This is a genomic window from Wolbachia endosymbiont (group A) of Hedychridium roseum (assembly GCF_964028325.1).
Taxonomy (GTDB): Bacteria; Pseudomonadota; Alphaproteobacteria; order Rickettsiales; family Anaplasmataceae; genus Wolbachia.
Window position 1 is genome coordinate 1384272 of record NZ_OZ034755.1, and the last position, 21426, is coordinate 1405697.

General features: G+C 34.4%; 19 protein-coding genes and 1 pseudogene. 11 read left to right on the forward strand and 9 right to left on the reverse strand.

The features are described from left to right. Nucleotides 1–51: 51 nt before the first annotated feature. Together mtaB and ABWU23_RS06795 are read left to right on the forward strand one after the other, a co-directional pair. The gene (gene mtaB, locus ABWU23_RS06790; protein ID WP_253309241.1) at nucleotides 52–1287 is read left to right on the forward strand and encodes a tRNA (N(6)-L-threonylcarbamoyladenosine(37)-C(2))-methylthiotransferase MtaB; all 1236 of its coding nucleotides are present in this window, start codon (nucleotides 52–54) and stop codon (nucleotides 1285–1287) included. A gap of 66 nt (nucleotides 1288–1353) precedes the next feature. Further along, nucleotides 1354–2289 carry an outer membrane protein gene (locus tag ABWU23_RS06795; RefSeq protein ID WP_253309242.1) on the forward strand — a complete coding sequence of 312 codons (936 nt, stop codon included), beginning with the start codon at nucleotides 1354–1356 and terminating at the stop codon, nucleotides 2287–2289. A 7-nt stretch (nucleotides 2290–2296) separates the two neighbouring features. On the opposite strand, the gene ABWU23_RS06800 is transcribed toward ABWU23_RS06795, so the two are convergent. From ABWU23_RS06800 to ABWU23_RS06820, 5 genes are all read right to left on the reverse strand, one after another. After that, the gene (locus ABWU23_RS06800) at nucleotides 2297–3811 is read right to left on the reverse strand and encodes a secretion system protein (protein ID WP_353270995.1); all 1515 of its coding nucleotides are present in this window, start codon (nucleotides 3809–3811) and stop codon (nucleotides 2297–2299) included. Nucleotides 3812–4108: 297 nt separating this feature from the next. Then, entirely contained in the window at nucleotides 4109–5482 is a 1374-nt protein-coding gene (locus ABWU23_RS06805; protein WP_353270996.1) for an ankyrin repeat domain-containing protein, read from the reverse strand. A 1072-nt stretch (nucleotides 5483–6554) separates the two neighbouring features. Beyond that, nucleotides 6555–7628 (reverse strand): hypothetical protein, encoded by a 1074-nt coding sequence (locus ABWU23_RS06810; protein ID WP_353270997.1) that lies wholly within the window; start codon nucleotides 7626–7628, stop codon nucleotides 6555–6557. A 126-nt stretch (nucleotides 7629–7754) separates the two neighbouring features. Continuing rightward, a complete protein-coding gene (locus tag ABWU23_RS06815) occupies nucleotides 7755–9311 on the reverse strand; it encodes a penicillin-binding transpeptidase domain-containing protein (RefSeq protein ID WP_264687761.1) in 1557 nt (518 codons plus the stop codon). Further along, nucleotides 9266–10105, reverse strand: coding sequence for a polysaccharide deacetylase family protein (locus tag ABWU23_RS06820; protein WP_265016630.1), 840 nt, complete (start codon nucleotides 10103–10105; stop codon nucleotides 9266–9268). The genes ABWU23_RS06815 and ABWU23_RS06820 overlap by 46 nt, the downstream gene beginning before the upstream one ends. A gap of 332 nt (nucleotides 10106–10437) precedes the next feature. On the opposite strand from ABWU23_RS06820, the gene ABWU23_RS06825 reads away from it, so the two are divergent. The 3 genes from ABWU23_RS06825 (at nucleotide 10438) to ABWU23_RS06835 (ending at nucleotide 11939) form a co-directional block, all read left to right on the forward strand. Beyond that, complete coding sequence (locus ABWU23_RS06825) at nucleotides 10438–11097, forward strand: RadC family protein (protein WP_012673223.1); 660 nt, start codon at nucleotides 10438–10440, stop codon at nucleotides 11095–11097. A 103-nt stretch (nucleotides 11098–11200) separates the two neighbouring features. Continuing rightward, nucleotides 11201–11533 (forward strand): helix-turn-helix domain-containing protein, encoded by a 333-nt coding sequence (locus ABWU23_RS06830; RefSeq protein WP_041582615.1) that lies wholly within the window; start codon nucleotides 11201–11203, stop codon nucleotides 11531–11533. Between the two features lie 34 nt (nucleotides 11534–11567). Further along, nucleotides 11568–11939, forward strand: a complete 372-nt coding sequence (locus tag ABWU23_RS06835; protein ID WP_041582616.1) for a helix-turn-helix domain-containing protein — start codon at nucleotides 11568–11570, stop codon at nucleotides 11937–11939. 136 nt (nucleotides 11940–12075) lie between these two features. Here the strand turns inward: ABWU23_RS06835 and ABWU23_RS06840 are convergent, their stop codons facing one another. Both ABWU23_RS06840 and ABWU23_RS06845 read right to left on the reverse strand, forming a co-directional pair. Then, complete coding sequence (locus ABWU23_RS06840) at nucleotides 12076–12504, reverse strand: hypothetical protein (RefSeq protein WP_353270998.1); 429 nt, start codon at nucleotides 12502–12504, stop codon at nucleotides 12076–12078. 104 nt (nucleotides 12505–12608) lie between these two features. Next, entirely contained in the window at nucleotides 12609–13157 is a 549-nt protein-coding gene (locus tag ABWU23_RS06845; protein WP_353270999.1) for a hypothetical protein, read from the reverse strand. Nucleotides 13158–13355: 198 nt separating this feature from the next. On the opposite strand from ABWU23_RS06845, the gene ABWU23_RS06850 reads away from it, so the two are divergent. From ABWU23_RS06850 to ABWU23_RS06875, 6 genes and pseudogenes are all read left to right on the forward strand, one after another. Continuing rightward, nucleotides 13356–14279 carry a hypothetical protein gene (locus ABWU23_RS06850; RefSeq protein ID WP_012673225.1) on the forward strand — a complete coding sequence of 308 codons (924 nt, stop codon included), beginning with the start codon at nucleotides 13356–13358 and terminating at the stop codon, nucleotides 14277–14279. Between the two features lie 51 nt (nucleotides 14280–14330). After that, complete coding sequence (locus ABWU23_RS06855) at nucleotides 14331–14660, forward strand: helix-turn-helix domain-containing protein (RefSeq protein WP_007549995.1); 330 nt, start codon at nucleotides 14331–14333, stop codon at nucleotides 14658–14660. Between the two features lie 22 nt (nucleotides 14661–14682). After that, on the forward strand, nucleotides 14683–15057 hold the full coding sequence (locus ABWU23_RS06860; protein ID WP_007549999.1) for a helix-turn-helix domain-containing protein: 375 nt from the start codon (nucleotides 14683–14685) through the stop codon (nucleotides 15055–15057). Nucleotides 15058–15354: 297 nt separating this feature from the next. Then, nucleotides 15355–15486 (forward strand): ankyrin repeat domain-containing protein, encoded by a 132-nt coding sequence (locus ABWU23_RS06865; RefSeq protein WP_007551899.1) that lies wholly within the window; start codon nucleotides 15355–15357, stop codon nucleotides 15484–15486. A 9-nt stretch (nucleotides 15487–15495) separates the two neighbouring features. After that, nucleotides 15496–15702: an ankyrin repeat domain-containing protein gene (locus ABWU23_RS06870; RefSeq protein WP_353271049.1), complete on the forward strand. Its 207-nt coding sequence runs from the start codon at nucleotides 15496–15498 to the stop codon at nucleotides 15700–15702. An 84-nt stretch (nucleotides 15703–15786) separates the two neighbouring features. Next, a pseudogene (locus ABWU23_RS06875) lies at nucleotides 15787–16894 on the forward strand (IS3 family transposase). 667 nt (nucleotides 16895–17561) lie between these two features. On the opposite strand, the gene ABWU23_RS06880 reads toward ABWU23_RS06875, so the two are convergent. Beyond that, nucleotides 17562–19652, reverse strand: coding sequence for a hypothetical protein (locus tag ABWU23_RS06880; RefSeq protein ID WP_353271000.1), 2091 nt, complete (start codon nucleotides 19650–19652; stop codon nucleotides 17562–17564). 8 nt (nucleotides 19653–19660) lie between these two features. Continuing rightward, the gene (locus tag ABWU23_RS06885) at nucleotides 19661–21133 is read right to left on the reverse strand and encodes a hypothetical protein (RefSeq protein WP_149168725.1); all 1473 of its coding nucleotides are present in this window, start codon (nucleotides 21131–21133) and stop codon (nucleotides 19661–19663) included. Between the last annotated feature and the right edge of the window lie 293 nt (nucleotides 21134–21426).

The following is a 21426-nucleotide window of genomic DNA, read 5'->3' on the forward strand; positions in this document are numbered from 1 at the left end:
TTGCTTGGATGTGTGATATAATTTAAATTGTAAGGTCTAAAAAATACTAGCATGAATGAAGTGATAACATTTGGTTGTCGTCTAAATTTTTACGAGAGTGAGTTAATCAAAGAAGCATTAAAAAAAGCAGAAAGAAAAAATGTTGTTGTGGTACATAGCTGTGCAGTGACAAACGAAGCAGAACGCCAAGTAAAGCAAAAAATACGTAAGATCTATAAAAACGACCCAAGTAAAGAAATTATCGTAGTTGGTTGTGCTGTTCAGTTGGATCCAGAAGTTTACAGTAGCATTCCTGGTGTAAGTAAAGTGCTCGGTAATCAAGATAAGCTAAAAGCTGAAAATTACTTACTAAATGACGATAAAATCTTAGTCAGTGATAACCAAGTAAACAAATCAGAACCTGTTCTAATTAATGGATTTGAAGATAAATCAAGGGCATTTATTGAAATTCAAAATGGTTGTAATCATAGCTGCACATTTTGCTCAATTACTGAGGCAAGAGGGAATAATCAATCTGTGCCAATAAACAGTATTATAGAGCAAATTAGGATCTTTGTAGAAAATGGATATCAAGAAGTAGTGTTTACAGGTGTTGATATTACTGACTTTGGTACAGATTTGTTTGCCAAGCCATCACTTGGTTCAATGATTAGGAGAGTTTTAAAAGATATACCAGAGTTGAAGAGGCTAAGACTTTCCTCTATCGATGTTGCTGAAGTTGACGACGAATTAATGGATTTAATAGCTAATGAGTCAAGACTTATGCCTCATTTACATTTGAGTCTACAATCTGGTAATAATTTAATACTAAAGAGAATGAAGCGTCGTCACAACAGAGAACAAGTAATAGAATTTTGTCATAAAATGAAGAGCTTGAGGCCTAATATAGCATTTGGCGCTGATATTATTGCTGGATTTCCAACAGAAACTGATGAAATGTTTCAGGATACAGTTGATTTACTGAAAAAAACAAATATAGTTTACCTACATGCTTTTCCATATTCAGAGCGGAAGAATACACCTGCTGCACGAATGCCACAAGTACCAGAGAATGTGCGTAAAGAACGAGTAAAAAATTTAAGAGAAATGAATAGAGAAATGATGAGTAGCTTTTATCAATCTTTGATAGGCACTGAACAAAGCGTTCTGGTTGAGCAAAATAATGTCGGTAGAACAGAAAATTTTGCATTAGTAAAGCTTGAATCAAAAGCTCAAGCCAAGAGTATTGTGAAAGTTAATGTTAAAGGAGTGGAAAATAATTATCTAATTGGAAATATTCTTTCTTAATTTTTGTACATTAAAGAAATATATGATATAGTAGTTATACTATAAATGATAATTATGGGTTCATTTGTGATAACTAAAATATCTATTACTTTATTTTTGATTTTCATTCCATGTGTCTATTTTTTTATTACTTATATTAGTAATACACACATTGAGCAAGTACAACTCTTAAAACTAGAAACGGACAATAATGAAGATGTAATGCATTCTGAAGAGGTTACTGAGAAAAAAATACTAATAAATGATTTAAAATATCAAGAACTTGAAAGTAGTCCTACTGAACAACCTTCTATTCTCCAAGTAGCTGATCAGAAAAATATGTGGTCACGTATTGCAGATCAAGCTGATAATGAGCAGCCTACAAAAGAAAAATCAAAAAAACTTGATTTTTATGTTAGTGCTAACGGTGGTAAGGTATACCATGATAATTCAGAAACATTTGTAAAGGGTATAAAGGCAATAGGGGAGAGAGTCCTAACTTTAGTTGAAAGTCATTATGGTTTTATGATAAAAAATATAGTGGCAAATGAAATTAAAAGCATAAAAGAATTTAATGGTAAAATTGATTTCCAATGGGTTAACAGCATATCTTTAGGTTACTATGCTGGAGAAAATGGCCGAGTTGATTTTGAAGCCATGTATTCTAGAGCCAATATTGAAAATAGTAATTCTCCTCTGGTATTTGATAAATCAGCAAGTATATTTGCGTTTTTGTTAAACTTATATTATAATCCCAGCTTTCAGGATACGCAATTTGCTCCATACATCGGCCTTGGTATAGGACCAACAGTTTTTAGATTAAAAAGAATTAATGGATCACCCCAAAGTTCAATGCCACTTAATGTTCCTTGGTTTGCTTATCAAATAAAGCTTGGTATTAACTATTCAATAATCCCAGAAGTCAAAACCTTTCTCGGCTATCGTTACTTTAGCGTTCCGATACCTGTTGCAGATGACATATCCACTCATAATATTGAAGTTGGTTTGATATTTAATTTTTAGTAGTGATTTAATATATATATAAATTCTTATCTTTTCTATCTAACAAACCAAATGTTGGTACGATTGTTGCTTTTAAAAAAATGACAGTTTCTACTGTTCTAATGTTATTCGCTAGCCTTTTTGACTTCTGATGTAATGTAGCTTTAAAGCTTTGCTTATCTTCCCTATGTTCTATAAGCCCGCCGATTACCATAATTTCACCGCTCTTAATTTTTAACATAGAGTTCATTTCTCTGATTTCAACAATTGGAATGTCGCTATTTAATTTCATTTTACTCTGCTGTGCGATGTACTCTATATCTGGATCTTTAATGTAGCCGTTAATTCTTGATAAAGTTGGATGTATATCCATGAATATTTCACTAGTATCAATGTTAATGCTTGGGTGGATTATTAGCACAACACCTATTGGAACACTATTCATCTTGGTAATTAAGGTCTGATTAGAATTTCTAGTATCTTTTTGTATGTCGGAAGTAAAATAAATATGGTTTTTAGTAAATGAAATCATCGCTTGCTGATTATTTATAGCATGTACTCTGGGGCTTGAAATTACAGTTGAAGTGCCAAATTTGTCTAAATTTCTTACTAAATCTCCTAGATCACTCGCACCAAAGTTCATTGCTAGGTTAATAATGGAGTTATCTTGATTTATTATAGACTTAGTTCCATCGCGTAAGTCATTTAAGTTTATACCAGAAAGATATTTGTCATCTAACACAACTTCAACTATTTTTGCCTCTATCATTACTTGAGAAGACGCTAATTTCTTAACCTTATTAATATATTCTTCAACAGCTTTATGGATATCTTTTCTAGCATTCAAAATAATAACACCAGCTTCTCTGTTGGATGAAAGGAATTCGCCATCATCCACCCCGTTAACATCCATTATTGCATTCAAGCCTTTTTCTAATGAATTCCATAAGTCACTACTGTATTGAGACTTCATAACATTGTTATAGTCCCTATCAGTGTGACTTCCATCACTGTTAGTAATATTGTTACTAATGACGAAACTGCTTTGAGCAGAATGTTGAATATTAATGAAGTCTGCGTAATAATTTTGCGTGTATGGCAAGTCCTGCTCAATTCTAATTACACCATTGCTTGTTGAGTAACGCAATTTGGCGCTATTTGCTATACTCTGAATTACTTCATTTATATTCTTATCTTTTAGCTTTAAAATAATATTACCTGATATTTTTGGGTCTATATCCAAGTTAACGTCAGAAAGTTTTCCTATCTCAATCAGCAAATCTTTTACTGATACTTCTTCACTAACATTAATAGAAATAAGCTGATTACTGATTGTGAGATCGGGAAACTCTATTGGTAAAGGCATAATTTCTGGTATTGCCGGTTCATTAATCTCCAAAGAGGTGTTGTATTGCTGCAACGAATAATCGTGCTCACCTATATCATGATGATCTTCGTTGCCTATATTAGTGAGATGTTGCTTAGTAGGCAGGTGTGTGCAAGAAATAATGAAGAGGAGTATTAAGCATTTAAAAATAGCCATTAGAACAGCATATAGATCTATACTAATAGATTTCTATAAAAATATTAAAAATGTATTTAATTTCGTTTTCATCGAGCAGATAATTGTCATATATTAGCTTGACCTACACTGGCTATAGCTAAACTGACTTAGATTTACCGACGATTTGAAAAACCGTCATCCCGCTACGTGTTAGCGGGATCTAGAGATACCGTGACGGTATGACGGTTCGCGGCGGTATAGTAACTCGTCATTCCGCTACTCGTTAGCGCCGTGGCGGTATAGCTATATATGTTTTTTTGTACGCCCCTCTTGTACTTAAATGTAGAGTAAGTTTTCCAGCATAGCCTTAGTTTTTTTATATATTTTACTTCTTTCTCTATATTTAATAATAGGCTTAAAAATAAATGGTAAGCCTATAATTGTTAAGCTTAGAGCTAGGGTTGAAAGTATACAACAGGCTTTGTGTTTACTATGTAGCTCTTTCAGGTAAAGCATCAAAAATCTACAAAATTTTTTGTAATTTTCTTCGATGTTTTTTTTGCTATGAGCCTTGCTAATGAATATATCTATTGCGGTATGACCGTTATTACACTTAATGTTAAGGTCTGCACCTTTTTCTGTTAACAGCTGAGCTATATCAAAATAATCCTTTTGAACAGCAAGATGTAGAGGTGCAAAACCTTGTTGCTCACAAATGTTCATATTGGCTCTAACTTCCAATAACATTTTCACAATTTTTGTATGGCCTTTTTTAACTGCCAGTAGCAAGGGAGTGCTGTTACATTTAGTAACAGCATTAATGTTTACCTTAAGCTTCAATAAGAGCTTAACTGTTTTAGTGTTACCATTATGGCTAGCTTTATGCAGCCTGGCGTTGCCATTAAAATCTTGATCATTTGCATCTATTCCTTTTGATACAAGAAATGTTACCATTTTTCTATTATTATGCTCAATAGCGCAATCTAATGCATCAAAACCATGGTTGTTTTTTGTGCAAAAAAACTCTTTAAGTTTAATTTCATCGTTACTTGCTTGCTGTCTTTTTGCAATAAGTTTAACTATTTGCATTTTGTTGTTATACGCTGCTAGGAAAAGCGTAGTGTTATTTTCTGCATCTTTGGCTTCTATATTTGCACCTTTCTTTATCAGATATTCTATAATTTCTGCTCTGCTGTCATAATGTGCAGTGCATTGATAGATAGTTAAAAACAAAGGAGTGCGAAAATTGTTATCTTCACATTCGAGATTTGCTCCGCTATCAATTAAAATTTGGACGCTTTTTTTAGAACCGTATAGTGAAGCTATATGAAGAGGAGTATAGCCCTCTTTGGCGTCTTTTTCATTAATTTTTGCGCCTTTTGTTATCAAAAAATCTATTAATTCCGTGTCATCTTGTAGTGCAGCAAGGTGCAGTGGAGTGAATCCATTTTTATCCTTGGAATTGATTGTCAGTTGATTAACAAAAAGTTTAGCAATTTTCTTGTGTCCATGCATAATGGCGTAATGCAGTGGGTTTCTATTTTCGTTGTCTACGACATTAAAATCAGCTTCGTGCTCTAGCAATGATTTTACTCCAACTAAATCGCCTTCTTTTGTGAACTTATGCAAGAGAGTGATTCCACTTGCATCTTTTGAGTTAATATCAAATCCATTTTCTACTAATTGGTTTATATCTTCCTCACGCGCCATATCACTTAAGTCTCTAATTGAACCCTTTTCGCGTTAATAATACTCCTACTTGATTAAGTTTAAATGAATCTGTGAGAAATGGCTAGGATACTATGCATTCTTGCATAACAAACTTTTGGCAGCGCGTTGGATGAAACAAAAAAACCACTTGACAAACTCCTCCAGCCCCCTTATTATGATAATAAGGGTATTTATGACTCAAAACTTGTTTTTGACCTGCAGGCTCAATGACAAAATTCAGTAAAAAACTTAGGGTATTTTTTGGCGGATTACATAAAATTATAGCGGCTGCATGTCTTTTAAATTTTTTCTACATTCAGCCAAACCGCGCTTAAACTAAGCGTCAGCACATTATTACAGCGCCACTTACAGTAATATAGAGTCAAAACTCGCTACTCGGGGCTTCTTTTGCCTTTTTTTTCATTTGGTAAATTTCTTAAATATTTGTAGCTAAAAGAGCCCAAGAGAGGTGTCATTCCAGTGCTCCTTTTTTTGTCATCCCAGTGCCCAGACATTGGGATCTAGCTAAGTTGGTGAGTATAAAAGTAGCCGTTTTATGTTAAAATACAACGTTTTGATGATTATGAAAAGGCTGGATTCCAGTGTCACGCACTGGAATGACAAGAAGAGGGCACTGGGATCTAGCTAAGTTAGTGAGTGAAAAGTAGCCGTTTTATGTTAAAATACAACGTTTTGATGATTATGAAAAGGCTGGATTCCAGTTTCACGCACTGGAATGACAAGAAGAGGGCACTGGGATCTAGCTAAGTTGGTGAGTATAAAAGTAGCCGTTTTATGTTAAAATACAACGTTTTGATGATTATGAAAAGGCTGGATTCCAGTGTCACGCACTGGAATGACAAAAAAAGGAGCACTGGAATGACAAGAAAGGAGCTACTCGGATGACAGGAGAAAGGGGCACTGGAATGATACTATTATAGAGTGAACCAGTGTCTGGGCACTGCCGTCATAAAGGAACCAGTGTCAGCTACTTGGATGACACCATCCTTTTTTCTGGATCCCAGTGGGCTTTGTTGTATAGCTACTTATGAAGAGGGCAAATGGAAGAAATTCATTTGCCCTCAAACTGTGCCTTGCGATCCTTAAAAGGAAGAGTAGATGGATCTTTCACCTCACTATTCACCTCAGTCACTGTTGTTGCAGGAGGAGCTTGAGGTCCTGTTTGTAAATTAGCAGGCTTAGGAGGTATTGGTGGCTTTTCTGTATTTGGTTGGTGGCTTGGCAAAGCTGCAATTTTAGGATATTGTTGATCCACATCATCAGATCTATAACCACTCTCGGGAGTGCTTGTTCCTTTTTCATCGTCTGATTGGTGGTTTGGAGGTGTTTGATGTTCATCTTCCCATTCACTATTAAGTGTACGATTTTGATCGTCATCTTCGTCATCACTATCACTCGAATAATTTGCTTTAAATCGAGACTGAAGCTTTTTGGACAAAACATCTATAAGATTTTTTGGTTGCACATCTTCCAGTTTATTTAACCTCTCTTTCTCCCTCTTGTCAGACTCTTTCTTGTTCGTGAGTTTTGTTCCTTTTTTTATTGCCTTAAGCAAATCATTATTAGCTTTAGGCATACTAGGACCACCAGTTTCCTTTAGTTTTACATTCTTTATCCCTGCGAACATATCATCATCCTTGGTTTGCATCGTAAGCTTGGGAGCTGGTGCACCACTTGCTTGATTCAATTGCTCAGGAGTTGGCATAGGAGGAGGTGGTGGTGGTGGAGTACCAGTTAATGGAGGAATTGCTACACCAAGTGTTAGCTGATGTTGTGAAAGAGTAGGCGTACTTGACTTATTCTTCAGATCAGTACCATTTTCACACACAGATTTTTTTGTTGGTTCTGGAAATTCAGTATGTTGTTGGTCAGACTGATCAAATTCTTTTCCACTCAGATCTATTTTTTTCTCATTACCAGCTATAGAAATGGCCCGTTTAATAAGATATATCACTGAAGCCAATGCAACAACCGTAGAAACAGCAAAAATTGCTAAAGGAACTGCTGCAATGGCACCAGAACCAGAAATTGCTGTAATAACATAAGGAAGATATTGACCAGCTGTGAAACTAAATGCAGATAATGATAAAACAGCAATTAAAGGACCAAGATTTGATGTACGCATTTTTTACTTCACTTGTTAATGATAATTTAATAATAACTAGATTATCATCATTCGTCAATAGTTTATGACTAAATTAATGTTTATATTAAGATAATACACGACAAGTAATAGCCATAATATTTATAGTTACTTTTCAAGCATGTATTGAAATATCTCATTAGCCATAGCAACATCTTGGCGCGGGGCTTTGCCGTGTTCTATAAACACAGAGATTGCGTAGCGCGGGTTATGGTAAGGACCATAAGCGATAAATAACTTATGACTTTCACCCTTAGAGTTTATCTCTGGTGTACCGGTTTTGCCGGCAATTTGTATGCTGCTTAGCCCTTTTCTATAGTTAGAATTCACCACGTCAAACATAGCTTTTCGAATTATGCTAAAATGCTCATAATCTACATCAATGTCAGGGAAATTTTGCACTGTATTACTCATTTCAATGTGGGGAATTACCTCTTTTCCTGTTGCAATCCTCGCTGCAAGAACTGCAAGCTGCAGTGGTGTTGTAAGCAAATACCCTTGTCCTATAACTAAGTTGATAGTGTCACCTAAATACCACTGCGAATATAGTTTTCGTGCGCGCCAATCTCTATCGGGCAACAATCCCGGAGCTTCTTCCTTAAACGTTCCAATCAGCGACCCACCGCCAATACCAAATTTTCTGGCCATTTCCACCAGAGAGTCTACACTTATTTTTTTTCCTATGTTATAAAAGTAAGTGTTGCATGATAATGCCATTGCCTCATTTAAAGATACATACCCATGGACTTTGCTTTTCAGGCAACGAAATTTCCGCTCACCTATTTTCATATAGCCCTTACACGAGAATTTCTCTTCTGGTATTATTATCCCGTCTTTTAAACCCGCAAGCGCAACTATTACTTTAAATATTGAACCAGGTGGAATTTGATACGACAATGCACGATTCACAAGTGGTAATGAAGGAGTATTCAAGCTTTCCCAAGTCTCATTTGATAGTCTGCTAGCAAAAAGATTATTATCGTAAGAAGGTGAATTATATAGTGCTAAAATTTCTCCGTTACTTACATCAATTACCACTGCGGAGCCTTGGTGATCTTTAAATACCTTTGCGATTTTCTCTTGCAGATTAATATCAATTGTTAGCTGTATATCTTGTCCGTCTTGTTGTGGTATGCTTGATAATTCTTTTATGACGCGTTTTTTAGAATTTATTTCCTGCTCAGATTTTCCTGACTTGCCTTTCAATATATGATCATATGTATATTCAATACCGCTGATTCCTACTTCGTTTATGCCTTGCTGTCTTTTTGTATATCCAATTACATGAGAACATATTGAACCAAACGGGTAATAACGTTTATAAAGAGCAGTTACTTTTGTTTCTGACGATCTTGCTATTTTAGACTCGACTTCTGATAATGTTTGCAAATCGACCTCCTCACCAGAAGTTTTTTGCCCATCAAACAGAACAACATACGAAATTTTGTTTACCGCAAGTTCAGTGCTATTCCTATCTAAAATTTTGCCCCGCTGAGGCATAATAGTAGCGACTCTTATTCTATTACTATTAGATAGTGCTTCGTACTTTTGTCTGTTTCGTATTTGTAAATTATATAACCTATAGCTAAAAATAGCGGAAATGGTAAGCTGAATACCACCTAATATGAATGCTCTGCGGTTAAAGACTTTGTTTTTTGTCCACATAACATTCCTTCAAAACGCACTTTTTCCCCCTCTTTTATTGTTACACTTCTGGCTTTTACCGTATTACAAACCCTTTCCTCCCACTCACTTAAGGTAACAAACTTGTAACCCGATTTTTTTAGTATTTTAATAATATGAGGTAAAGCTTCAATTGTGTTTGATCTGTTATTGTGATCATGAAACAGTATAACTGCTCCATTATGTACATTACTTAAAACTCTTTCAACTAAAGCTTCTGGTTTATCACCTTGCCAATCTAGCGAATCAACTGTCCATAATATTGAATACATATTTAATTGATCAGTATTTTCAATCAGATTATCGTCATGACATCCATATGGCGGGCGAAACCATTTTACATCTTGTTTTATTGCATTTTTAATTGCTGTATTTGTCTTTTCCAATTCTTGCAATTGTTCCTCACTTGAAAGTGATGTCAACTTCCTATGCGACCAAGAGTGATTGCCTAACTCATGACCTGCTTCATGGATTTTCTTTACTATCTCATATGTTTTTTTATTTATACGTTCACCAAGCACAAAAAACGTTGCTTTTGCTTCATAGCTTTCCAGAACATTAATAATATCGTTTACTCTATTGTTGGAAGGCCCATCATCAAACGTAAGCGCAACAAACTTATCGTCGTTATTCAACAATTTTTTTATATTACTTAAATTTCTATATGATAGATCCAGATTACAACTGAGCCCACAGTATGGTAAATTAAAATTACAATCACCACAGAAAACCGCGCTTGAGTATAGCAAAAGAAAAGTTATTATCCTTATAAACATTTTGTAATCAGCAAAGTGATAGGATACTATGCACTTTTTTGCTAAGTTAAGCCATCTTTAATTGCTGTAGCCTTTACTTCATCACTTCTTTAATATATTATATTAACAATTTTATATAATATATTATGATTGCAAATATAAATACCGTTGCGCTTCAGGGAATTAGCACAGTAAATGTCAATGCACAAATTCATATGGCAAATGGTATTCCAGCTTTTAAAGCAACAAGGACAACATTGCAAATTTAGAGTTCAAAAGGGTTATTCCTCGAGAACTACTGCGTCAGAAAGCTGGCGTTGAATTTGTATATAATGTTGACCTTGGAGGTTTTTATGAATAATAGTGAGAGAAAAGAAAAATTGGAAACTCGCATTTTATCAAGTAGAGGCAGGTCTTTACTTGACCATGAGCTACTGGAACGTACTCTATCTGAATGTGAAGAAGGAAGAGAAGTGGCCAAAAAGCTAATAGAGCTCTTTAGTAGTTTAGGAAGGGTAATTAACGCTGACTTTCATGAGCTAAAAAATGTTACAGGAATGAATGATGGAGCAATAGCAAGTATCTTTTGTCTGAAAGAGATTTTCGATAGGATACTGAAAGGTAAGTTAAAAAAGCTGTCGATTCTTGATAACAGAGAAGAGCTACTAAAATACTTTAAAACAGCAATAGGGCAGTCACGAAAGGAAAGCTTGCGAGTAATATACTTAGATCGAAGTGGTCATTTGATATACGAGTATATTCAAGACTGTGGAACTATAGACAGAGTACCTCTATATGTGAGAGAAATAATCAAACAGGGATTACTGATCGATGCATCATCTATTGCAATTTCACATAATCATCCAAGTGGAGATACAGAACCATCAAAGGAGGATGAGGATAACACACTTACATTAGCTGCAACCTGCGAAAATGTAGGAATGAAATTAATAGATCACATAATCGTAACACAGAAGAGCCACTTTAGTTTTTATGATAGTGGTTTATTGTAATCTGTAGACCGGAAGGAAAGTTCTCCAACTTTCCTTCTTTTTTTCTACTTCATAAATTAAAAAATTCAATATAAGCTTGAGCAGCTAAAATTAGTAATGAAAGGTGGAATTAGGCAAAAAAATAAAAGAACTTAGATTATACTGTGGTTTAACACAAACTGAGTTGGGAAAGAAAATAGGCGTTTCGTATAGACAAATACAAAGGTACGAAAATAGTTCAAACCAAATTTTGGCCAGTAGGCTATACGACTTAGCAAAAGCACTATCGATTAATGTGGCTGATTTTTTTACTGATGTGCATGTCGACTCACATGAAACTTATGATGAAGAAATACTAAAATTAGTCAAAGGATATAATGAAATTAAAAGCAAAAGGTTACGTAGCGTAGTTTATATATTGGTAAAATCTTTTTCTCAAAGTTACAATGAGAGTTAGTATTGCTTCAATACCTCAGTTAATATATTAATAAATGATTGTACAAGATGAACAACATCCTATTGATAAACAAATAGGTGAAAGAATAAGGAAGAGAAGGTTAATATGCGGTTTTAGCCAAAGAGACTTAGGAAAAAAGCTCGGAATTTCATTTCAGCATATACAAGGATATGAAACTGGAGAGGTAAGGCTTGTAATTGATAGATTGTATAATTTGGCAGAAGCTTTGTCCGTTGATATGTCATATTTTTTTACCAAAGCTTCTGAAGACTTACACGATAAGGCCTTTTGTAGCGATGTGGGTAGTGAAGAAATATCAAGGCTAGTGAGGGAATACAGGAAAATTAAGGATGAAACGTTGCGTGATATTGTGCATTCAGTGATAAAAGCGCTTGCCAATAAATAATATTGCCTGAATATATCTTCAATCCACTTCTACAAGCAATGCTAGTTAAGGTAAATTTTTTATGGTAATTTTGATTAAATTTCAAGAACTACTTTACTTTGCAATAATTATGGCTATGTAAAAACATAGCCACCAATCAAGAACGTCCTACAGATGTCGTTTTGGTATCTTTTAATTTGCTCACCCAAGAAAAGGTCTCACTACTTTTAGAATTTTGGTCGCCCCACCTTCCACATCTAGTAAAGCTGCCTTTTTCCACTACTTCTTTAACAGACATTCCACCAAATAAACAACCCTTTCCTACGATTTCTCCTATTTCTTGCAACTCGTTCCACATTTCTTCATCTTCTACCTCAACTTGTACTTGATGATAGTCTTCTGTGTCATGATATACCATTAAATTTAGCTCTCCTAGGCTAGTGCAAAGTGTTACTGTAAAAGCGCTGTTATCGGATATATCTACGTAATTTCTTTTACCGTCTTTCCCAGTTTTGACCTCAACTTCACCATCACCTATTTTTATGATACTACCGCCAAGATTTAAGTCTCCTTTACTTAAGCCCAAATTTTTTGCACCTTCTACAACTTTGGCAACATCAACTATGCAGCTATGTGAAAATTCAATATAGAAGGTCTTATTATCGATTTCTACATCTTCAACAGTTCCTTCTATAGTAGCGTCTTCTCCAACTTCCCTAAGTTTCTTGAGCCTACTATATATTTGTGGCTCAATTTTTTTTGCACTTTTTGATACATTTCAGCTATTTTCTTATCAACTTGTACATTAAAATCTGCTCCATGTAAGGCTAACTTTCTGATTATATCTTCTTGTTTATTTTCTTTGAATTCATCACGATACATCTTAAACATTGTAACGTTAGTGAAGCTAAAGCCATCTTCGTTGCGAGCGTTTACTCTTATTCCTAAATCCAAAGCTTCATCGACGATTTTACTTAATTTGTCTAGATTTTCAGCTGCAATAGCTTTTTCCAAGAATTCATTTAATTTCACATTTTCATATTCACTTAGCCTTATCTTGCATAAAGCTGATCGAAATGGATTGAGCTCCTCAGGATATGTTAAGACAGGTAATTTACTAATCTTTTTATTTGCTGTTGGAGCAGCTTTTATAAAATTAGGTAATAACCCTTCTTTTGCTATTCGCTCTACCGCTTTTAACATTTTACTAGACAATTTTTTACCATTTATTTTTTTCATTGTAACCCTCACTTAATTTCATTACTATTCGATCATATCGTGATAAATATTATTTAATTGTTAATATTATACGACTTATTGATTTACTGTATATTATAATAACAAGTTTTGCGGGCATCTACACTAGAAAAACACATCCTATAAAAATTATTTCAGTTTCAACAAAAATGGGGTATCGTAATCGTAAAATTGAAAAAAATGGATATCCTATCTTACTCTACTGAAAAGCTGAAAAAGCATTGTCAGCTACTTGATGATGAAGAAAAAATAGTTCTATATGAGCAGCTGCTAGACAAGGCTAAAGATATACTTGAAAACTCAAGAGATGATATTGCAAAGTTGAAAGAGGTAAGCAAAGCAGTTGTAGCAATAGAGGAAACTACCGATAAGCAGTTACTAGAAAAGTTTAATGATGATCACCCGCTAAGAGAAGTGGACATTTTAATCTACTCTCCTCAAGGAAATACTGAATATCTATTCAGCATAGATAACTCATCAGAGCTTTATGATTTAAAAGAAGATAAAGAAAAAGCTCTTTATAATGCAGTAAAGTTAAATGATGTTGAGCTTGTAAAAAAGCTGCTAATGATCCTTTCACCTACAGAAGTAAGTAATTTTGACACGAAATACTTGGAAGAATTGAAAATATTGCTGTCAGGAATTCACAAAGAATTGCAATTATCACAAGATATGAAAAATTATCTTGAGAAGACGATAAAGTTCTATAGTTTTTTATGTAGTAATTTTAACTTACTAGTTACAAATCCTACTGACGTAAAAGCCATAATTGATCTATTTGCTGCTCAACCAAATATTGATTACCAAATAGATAAGCTTCTACTTTCTTTTATTGTAAGAGATGTTGAGGAAAAAAAGCTAAACTCTGAAATTAGTCATATGATAGAACTTCTTGAGCAACACGAAAGATTTGCTGAGCTCGAATACAAGGTTAGAAGATTAAGATCAGAGTTTGCAAGTGGCAAAAGCAGATACTCGGCTGAAGTAATACGAAATAGCATTGCAGAACGAGAAAAAGAGATGAGGGAAATTGAGAAAAAATACGTAAGGCCAAACGATTTAATTAGCGAGAGGCAGAAATTATTAAAGCAATTACTTTGCTAGCTTTTTTTCCACTTCATAAAATTTGTTGTAAATTTGAATAAGAGGTGAAAAGTGCAATTAGGTAAAAAAATAAAACAACTTAGGTTAGATCGTGCTTTGACACAGACCGAATTGGGAAAGAGAATAGGTGTTTCGTATAGACAGATACAAAAGTACGAAAATGGTTCAAATTGTGTTTTGGCCAGTAGATTATATGATTTAGCAAAAGCACTATCGATAGATGTTGCTAACTTTTTTACTGATATGCACACTGACTCACATGAAGCTTATGATGAAGAAATACTAAAGTTAGTCAAAGGATATAACGAAATTAAGAGCAAAAGGTTACGTAGTGCAGTTTATATATTGGTAAAATCTTTTTCTCAAAGTGATAATACATAGTTAATATTACCTGATACGTAAAATGACTATACAACATCCTATCGATAAACAAATAGGTGAAAGAATAAGGAAAAGAAGGCTAATGTGTGGTTTTAGTCAAAGAGACTTAGGAAAAAAGCTTGAAATTTCATTTCAGCATGTACAAGGATATGAAAGCGGAGAGATTAGGCTTGTAGTTGATAGGTTATATAAATTAGCAGAAGTACTATCGGTTGATATGTCGTATTTTTTTACCAAAGCCTCTGAAGACTTACATGATAAGGCCTTCCATAGCGATGTAGGCAGCGAAGAAATATCAAGGCTAGTGAGGGAATATAGAAAAATTGAGGATGAAACTCTGCGTGACATTGTTCATTTAGTGATTAAGGCTCTTGCTAATACAGGCTTTAAAGCATAAATTCTCTCCTTGAGTCGTTGAAGAAAACTTAAACTTTCATTTTCTTCATCATTTTGCTTTTCTTTCACTTTGATGCGTGTAGTTATACCCTACACAAAGTATAATGTTTTAAAAATAAAAACCTGCACCATAAAATATTGAGATTTAGAATATTAACTTATAAAGTCTTTTCGGCAGTTTTAGCGAGGGTTTATTAGCAAGGATGTTGGAGGTTAGCAATGACTATATCTGAAGGTGTAATACAGCGTATAAGGCATAATGATAAGAACGCGATAGGGGGATGATTTTTTGGTCAAGGTGGCTGTGCACCATCCAGCTAAGTTTGATAGCTTAGAAGTAACAAAATTTTTAGTAAATAATAAAGGTGTAAGTTTTAACGCTAAAACTAATGACGAAAACAAGCCTATTCATATTGCAGCTGATTTTTGAAATATCGATATTGTAAAATTTTCTCTTAATAAGGGAGTAGAAGTTGGTACAAAAGGTAAAAACAATTGGACTCCTTTGCATTATGCTACCAATAAAGGATATCTAGGAATTGTAAAGCTTCTAATAGAAAAGCAACAACAAGAATCATTTATTAATAATTCTAAAACTACAGATCAGTCTACTATGCTGCCAAGGAAGGCCATTTACCATCTGTAGAATTTCTCATAGAATATAATGCACCCCATAAACTAGACCAAAAAAAAATGGTTGATCCGAGTAGGAAAGTAAAGGGGTAAAAGTATGGCAACAAAAAAATATGAACCAGAGTTAAAAGCAAAGATAGCTTTGGAAGCAATAAAAAATCAAAGAAGCACAGCTGAGATATGTAGTGAATATAAAATACCATCAACAAATCTATATGATTGGCGTGATAGAGTATTGGCAAGGTTAAAAGACCTATTTGTTGAAGAAAGTGAAAGTGCGAGAAAACAAAGAATCTTAGCGCAAGAAATAGAAAGTTTACATAAAGTAATAGGAGAATTGACAGTGGAAAATAGTTATTTGAAAAAAAAATTACTGAAATAAGCAAAAAAGATAGAGTAAGATTTATAGAAAAAGATTCTGATCTGTCAATTAGGAAACAGGCTGATTTACTGGGGATTTGCAGATCTAGCCTATATTATAGGCCTATAATTAATAACGAAAGTGAAATTTGATTCAAGAAGTATATTTGGCTTCTGATTGCCGTTATGGATATCGTAAAATTACTGCTGAGATCATAGCGAGTGGAGTAGTAGTCAATCACAAAAAAATCTTAAGAATTATGAAAAAAATGAAGATTAGTGGGCTGTATTGTAGAAAAAGATGTAATACAAGTATTAAAGAAAAAAAGCATAAAATATATCCTTATTTACTCAAAGATTTGATTATTTGTAGAGTTAATCAGGTATGGGCTACTGATATAACATATATTATGGTAGAAGGTAAGTTTGTCTATTTTGTGGCAATAATGGACTTGTATAGTCGCTATATTATTGCTCATTCATTATCACCATATCTCGATGCTGGATTTTGCCTTTATACTCTCAAAGAAGCTCTAAAACAAGGTAAACCTGAGATTTTTAATAGTGATCAAGGGGTGCAGTTTACTAGCTACAACTTTATTATGGAATTAGAGCGTGCTAATATTAAAATCAGTATGGACCATAAAGGACGTTGCTTCGACAATATATTTGTTGAGCGCTTATGGAGAACTTTAAAGCAAGAAGCTATATATTATTATAGACCAAATAGTATCAGAGATTTGAATCTTATAATAAACGATTTTGTTGCTTGGTATAACTATAGAAGGCGACATCAGACTCTACATTATAAAGTTCCTGCTGATCTCTATTATCATAAACAGTAAATGAATATATTCATAAATACTTTAAATATGTGTCGACGTATTTATCAACATATTCATTTTAAAAATCGGATCACTTTGAAAAAAATGGTCTAGACAAATGGGTGCATTATAATGTATAACAATGTTACAAAAAATAATATCATAGAATTCAGTAGGATAATTCCTAGAAAACCCCTACATACTAAAAAAAGCAAAATGCTGTTAAAATGAGCTTAAGAATAAATAGCAAACATCTAACATAACAATTCTATTTGTAAATCAGGTGAGGCTTATCCTATAGAAAGCTTTCGAACTACGCAAGCGTATCTTTTGCCTTTAGTATTTCTTTATTGTTTAAGATAACTGTCTGAGCTCCTCTGCCTTAGCATTATATCTCCACTTTCTGCAAGTTATTCCATTAAGTAGTAAAAATATTAGACTTGCCGCAAAACTAAGAAAAAAAGACCAAAGATAGAGCAGATTGAACTTACAGTAAAAATAGAACAAAAAAACTCCAACAATAAATTATACAAACTTCATCAGGTTAACTTTAACTTAAGAAAACATAAATCAAATTTTCTTGCTCAAAGACCTTGCTTTTTCTCCAACCTTACTCAAACGTACTCTAGCTTAATGCATAATTTTACCCATAAACAACCTTATCTTTGGTACTTTTATTAGTTACAAGTCATCTAGAAAACCCAGATGCTCTACGAAGCCCACCAATCAATATCAGATCCTGCTCTTGTCCTACAGCATTTAATATAGCGTATAACAAAACCATCGCATCTCCCCCAGTAATACGCTTGCATCCTCCACAAAATTCGTATTCACTTAACTGTCGATTTGCCTCCACCCTTTTTCGTTCAACTTGTTCTGCGGTGTTAGCATACTTCAACTCTATTCCAATTGGATGAGTATCATCATTTTCCGCAGATTTTGATAATACTAGGTCTATTTTCCTTCCTCTCTGTAGCTGGAACTCAATAATTACCTTGGCAGGATTATCGCAACTTTGAAATATCCCACGCAACAAAGCCTGAAATTTAGCTTCATTGTTCACGAGTAGACGGTTTCCATTTAATAACGGAGACAACAGACGAGAAATCTCATTAAATAAAACTTCATACCTAGCCCTGTACTCACCATTAACATTACTATCATTACCAAAATTAGGCTCAGCACTCATCAACTGATCTGCAAGTTGATGTAAATTCCTAACATTACCCATTTGTTCTGAAAACCTTCCCTCGAAATAACCTTCACTATGAGAACGTGAGTAAGCACGTAGTGATTCGAATTTCTTTGCAGAAGCCACTTCCAGATGACCCTGGACGTCTACTTCACAAAGTACTTGACGCACCTTAGCATCATCTGTGGCTTGAGGCAGTAACGACAGGTTCAATGCCTTGTCTGGTAAAGTCTGCCACTTTAAACGACGAAAAATGTGAAGCACAAAAAAACCAATATTTGATAAAAATAGAGCTAAAGTTAACGCATGGCTTACAATATCTGCTGCATCTCCCCTACCACCTGTACGTTTCATTTTCTCTCCCTGAGAGTGGTTAAATAGATACTTGGTAACCCTTACCTCCCGCCCATCATTTGTTTCTAAGTCCCTCCTTGTAGATAAAACATTTCCAAAAACAAACGATGACGTACAGGAAAAAGTGTTACAATGATGCGATTGAGTGAACTCTGATGCTATGGGTTGTAAAAAACGTTTTACATTTCCCCTAACTCCATTTCCATGAGGATGTAGTAAACCCGGTATTAAGGAAAGACCACCTTCTGAAAAGGCCTGCACAGAAGTTCGGAGACCAGCACCTCCACGTAATTGAAAATTTAACGCTACACAAACAGCACTTGGTGATGAGGTATGAATAGGCAAAGACGAAACAGAACAACTTTTAGCATAATCTTTAGCTTGCTCTAATCCTTCCTCATCACCAACCTTCAACTCAATTATAATTGGAACCGAATCATTTGTCTGATCAACACCACGAACAAGCAAAACAACATCTGCATAACCTTTTCCTATAAGTAGCTCTGGGTAGAAATCAGCCACAGCTCGGTATCTAAAATTTACTAAAAACCCACACAGAAAACCGTGGTAATCAGACTCTGCACGAAACACTAAGCTATCTTCATGTTCATCATGGATATCAATAACATATTCCAAAATTCTTTTAACATTAGTACGCACTTCTCCTGTATCGTCATTTGCCAACTCACTCATCAGGTCTAACAATTCACCTTGTTCTCTGATTGGGTTAATTTCATGAAAAATTGGAGCTCCAGGTTCATCACGTTGAGGAAATCTATCTATTTCATGAATAAACCTACATTCTTCTCCAAACCGAAATATTTTATACTCTTCCCAATCCAGATCCTCATCTTCCTGTAATTCTTGTGGAAGATTCTCTTCTACCTGCTGCTTCTCTTCTGCACTAAACCTTGACCCAGGGCTGTTCTCATTATCAGCAACAGTATAACACCTGACTATTCTTCTATTTTCTTTATTAGTGAGAACAGCAACTTTTAGATTTCCATAATTGTCAAAACGAAAATAGACTCTTTCATCTTCAACTAATATACCTGCATCATGTGCAGTAGAAAACATACCAAAAAAGAATGTAGGAAAAAAGCCAGGCTTATTAGCCGAATGCAAAAAAGATGGACAGTTGTTTAAAAAACCTACAAATTGTCTACTAAACTCATCACAACCTCCACTTAATAAAGCCCTAACTAATTCACGATCTTCATTATTACCATGCATAAATACTCCTATTTGTTAACAACTGCAGCAGGCGAAATACTAACATTAGTACCCACTAACGTAGATTGAGGACCTTCAGTGCTAGCAGAGAATAAATTCAAATTTCTCGCTGACTTACACAACTCTTCTATTAAATTGCAGGAGCTAGTTGCATCTATCATCTTAGAATTCCTTGTTTTATCTAAACTATTTGCTATCCTCTCTTTTAATGATTTAAAGCTTTTGTCTGAACAACAATCTTTAGCAAACTTTAAAATACTCAAGACCAAATCAACTTTTTCACCATCGCCAGCACTTTGAGTATCCTTGCTGTTCTCCTGATCTACAATCAAATTTGAAATTGCATTTTCCATTGCAACAAAAGCAATCCTATCTTTAAAAGGATCGACAACATTTATTTTATTTTGGTTAAATACACTAGATTCCCAAAGACTGCTAATAGCTGACCTTGCTTCATTCCTGTTATCCAAGTCATAATCTTTAGAAACTACAACAAATGAAAGCGATGAGAGAAGATGTGCATATCCTCTAGGTGAAAGCATTTTCTCTACTTCAGATCTTGAACATCCCTCGCTCAAGTACTGGATAACATACTTAGTTGTGCAAAGAAAACCGTGCTCTACTAAGTAACTAAGAGGACGATAGATCACACCCCTATCTTTCTTATTCGGTAGCCCAAGTAGTGACTTATGATCTACTTTTGCGCTTATGACTTTACCTAGAAGGGAATTTAAGGTAGAAGCAAGTTTATAGCTAGATTGCAATGGAGATAATTTTGCAATAGCAGAAACTAGCAATTTTTCTCTCTCTTCTTTCACTAATTTTTCTTCAGAACACAGACGATTATAGAAGTGTTCCACTCCCTTACTCCACTTGAAATCTACAGCCTTATTAAATCCATCTTCTGCTTCTATATTTTCTCTAAGGTTACCTGATTCTTGATCAATCCAGAAATTGAAAACAGGATCACGTCTTCCCATGGAACTTAACAATTCAACTCTTGCAAGCTTATCACTGCAAGCTAAATTCCTATCTTCCTCACATGCACCTTTATGAGATAAGTCAGATCTAAAAGACTCTAACGCCTTGTCAAATAATTGCTTAATTTCACTCTCTACACACTCAATACATGCTATTTTATATATAGCAAATGGATTCAACACACCTGATTTAGCTAATTCTCCTACCAATTTAGCAACATCTAGTGTCGCACCTGACCAACAAGATTCATCACGAAACGCATTACATAAGAGGTCCGATTGCTCAACGGTTAGACCCTCTACTGTTACAGGGTGAGACTTGACCCATTCCTCAATAGCTGAAGTTCTATCACCTTTAACAACATCCTTTAGCTTACTTATTACTTTGCTAGAGATAATCTCTTTATTTTTTTTAGGATCAGAACTGAGACGAGATCTTTTGCTTGGGCCTGCATTACCCTTCAAATCTTCCGTTCCACGTTTAGTTTTACTTTTTGGCATCTAATTACCTCAAAATCAAATATTCAATGAAGGTATTATACAAGCATTAGAATAATATATAAATCGAAAAATTAGTGTGCACCTAAATTTAAGCAGTAATTATAGACCTGCTGCAAAAGAGGAGATATTAAAGAGAGATGTAGCAAGAGGGAATGAGCTTAAATTATCAAATTAACGTTATTCTACTTTACCTCACTAGCATTTTCCTTACCTTGAGCCTTACTATTACTCACAAATATAAACGTTCGTTACATAGCTCTTAATATGTCTAAAGAGACGAAATTTCCCGAATT

Excerpts from the sequence above, each read along its gene's own strand:
- ABWU23_RS06835 (WP_041582616.1), top strand. The coding sequence starts at position 11,568 with ATGATTGTACAAGATGAACAACATCCTATTGATAAACAAATAGGTGAA.
- ABWU23_RS06845 (WP_353270999.1), bottom strand. The coding sequence starts at position 13,157 with ATGAAAAAAATAAATGGTAAAAAATTGTCTAGTAAAATGTTAAAAGCG.
- mtaB (WP_253309241.1), top strand. The coding sequence starts at position 52 with ATGAATGAAGTGATAACATTTGGTTGTCGTCTAAATTTTTACGAGAGT.
- ABWU23_RS06885 (WP_149168725.1), bottom strand. The coding sequence starts at position 21,133 with ATGCCAAAAAGTAAAACTAAACGTGGAACGGAAGATTTGAAGGGTAAT.
- ABWU23_RS06825 (WP_012673223.1), top strand. The coding sequence starts at position 10,438 with ATGAATAATAGTGAGAGAAAAGAAAAATTGGAAACTCGCATTTTATCA.
- ABWU23_RS06860 (WP_007549999.1), top strand. The coding sequence starts at position 14,683 with ATGACTATACAACATCCTATCGATAAACAAATAGGTGAAAGAATAAGG.
- ABWU23_RS06880 (WP_353271000.1), bottom strand. The coding sequence starts at position 19,652 with ATGCATGGTAATAATGAAGATCGTGAATTAGTTAGGGCTTTATTAAGT.
- ABWU23_RS06800 (WP_353270995.1), bottom strand. The coding sequence starts at position 3,811 with ATGGCTATTTTTAAATGCTTAATACTCCTCTTCATTATTTCTTGCACA.
- ABWU23_RS06850 (WP_012673225.1), top strand. The coding sequence starts at position 13,356 with ATGGATATCCTATCTTACTCTACTGAAAAGCTGAAAAAGCATTGTCAG.
- ABWU23_RS06815 (WP_264687761.1), bottom strand. The coding sequence starts at position 9,311 with ATGTGGACAAAAAACAAAGTCTTTAACCGCAGAGCATTCATATTAGGT.
- ABWU23_RS06820 (WP_265016630.1), bottom strand. The coding sequence starts at position 10,105 with ATGTTTATAAGGATAATAACTTTTCTTTTGCTATACTCAAGCGCGGTT.
- ABWU23_RS06805 (WP_353270996.1), bottom strand. The coding sequence starts at position 5,482 with ATGGCGCGTGAGGAAGATATAAACCAATTAGTAGAAAATGGATTTGAT.
- ABWU23_RS06810 (WP_353270997.1), bottom strand. The coding sequence starts at position 7,628 with ATGCGTACATCAAATCTTGGTCCTTTAATTGCTGTTTTATCATTATCT.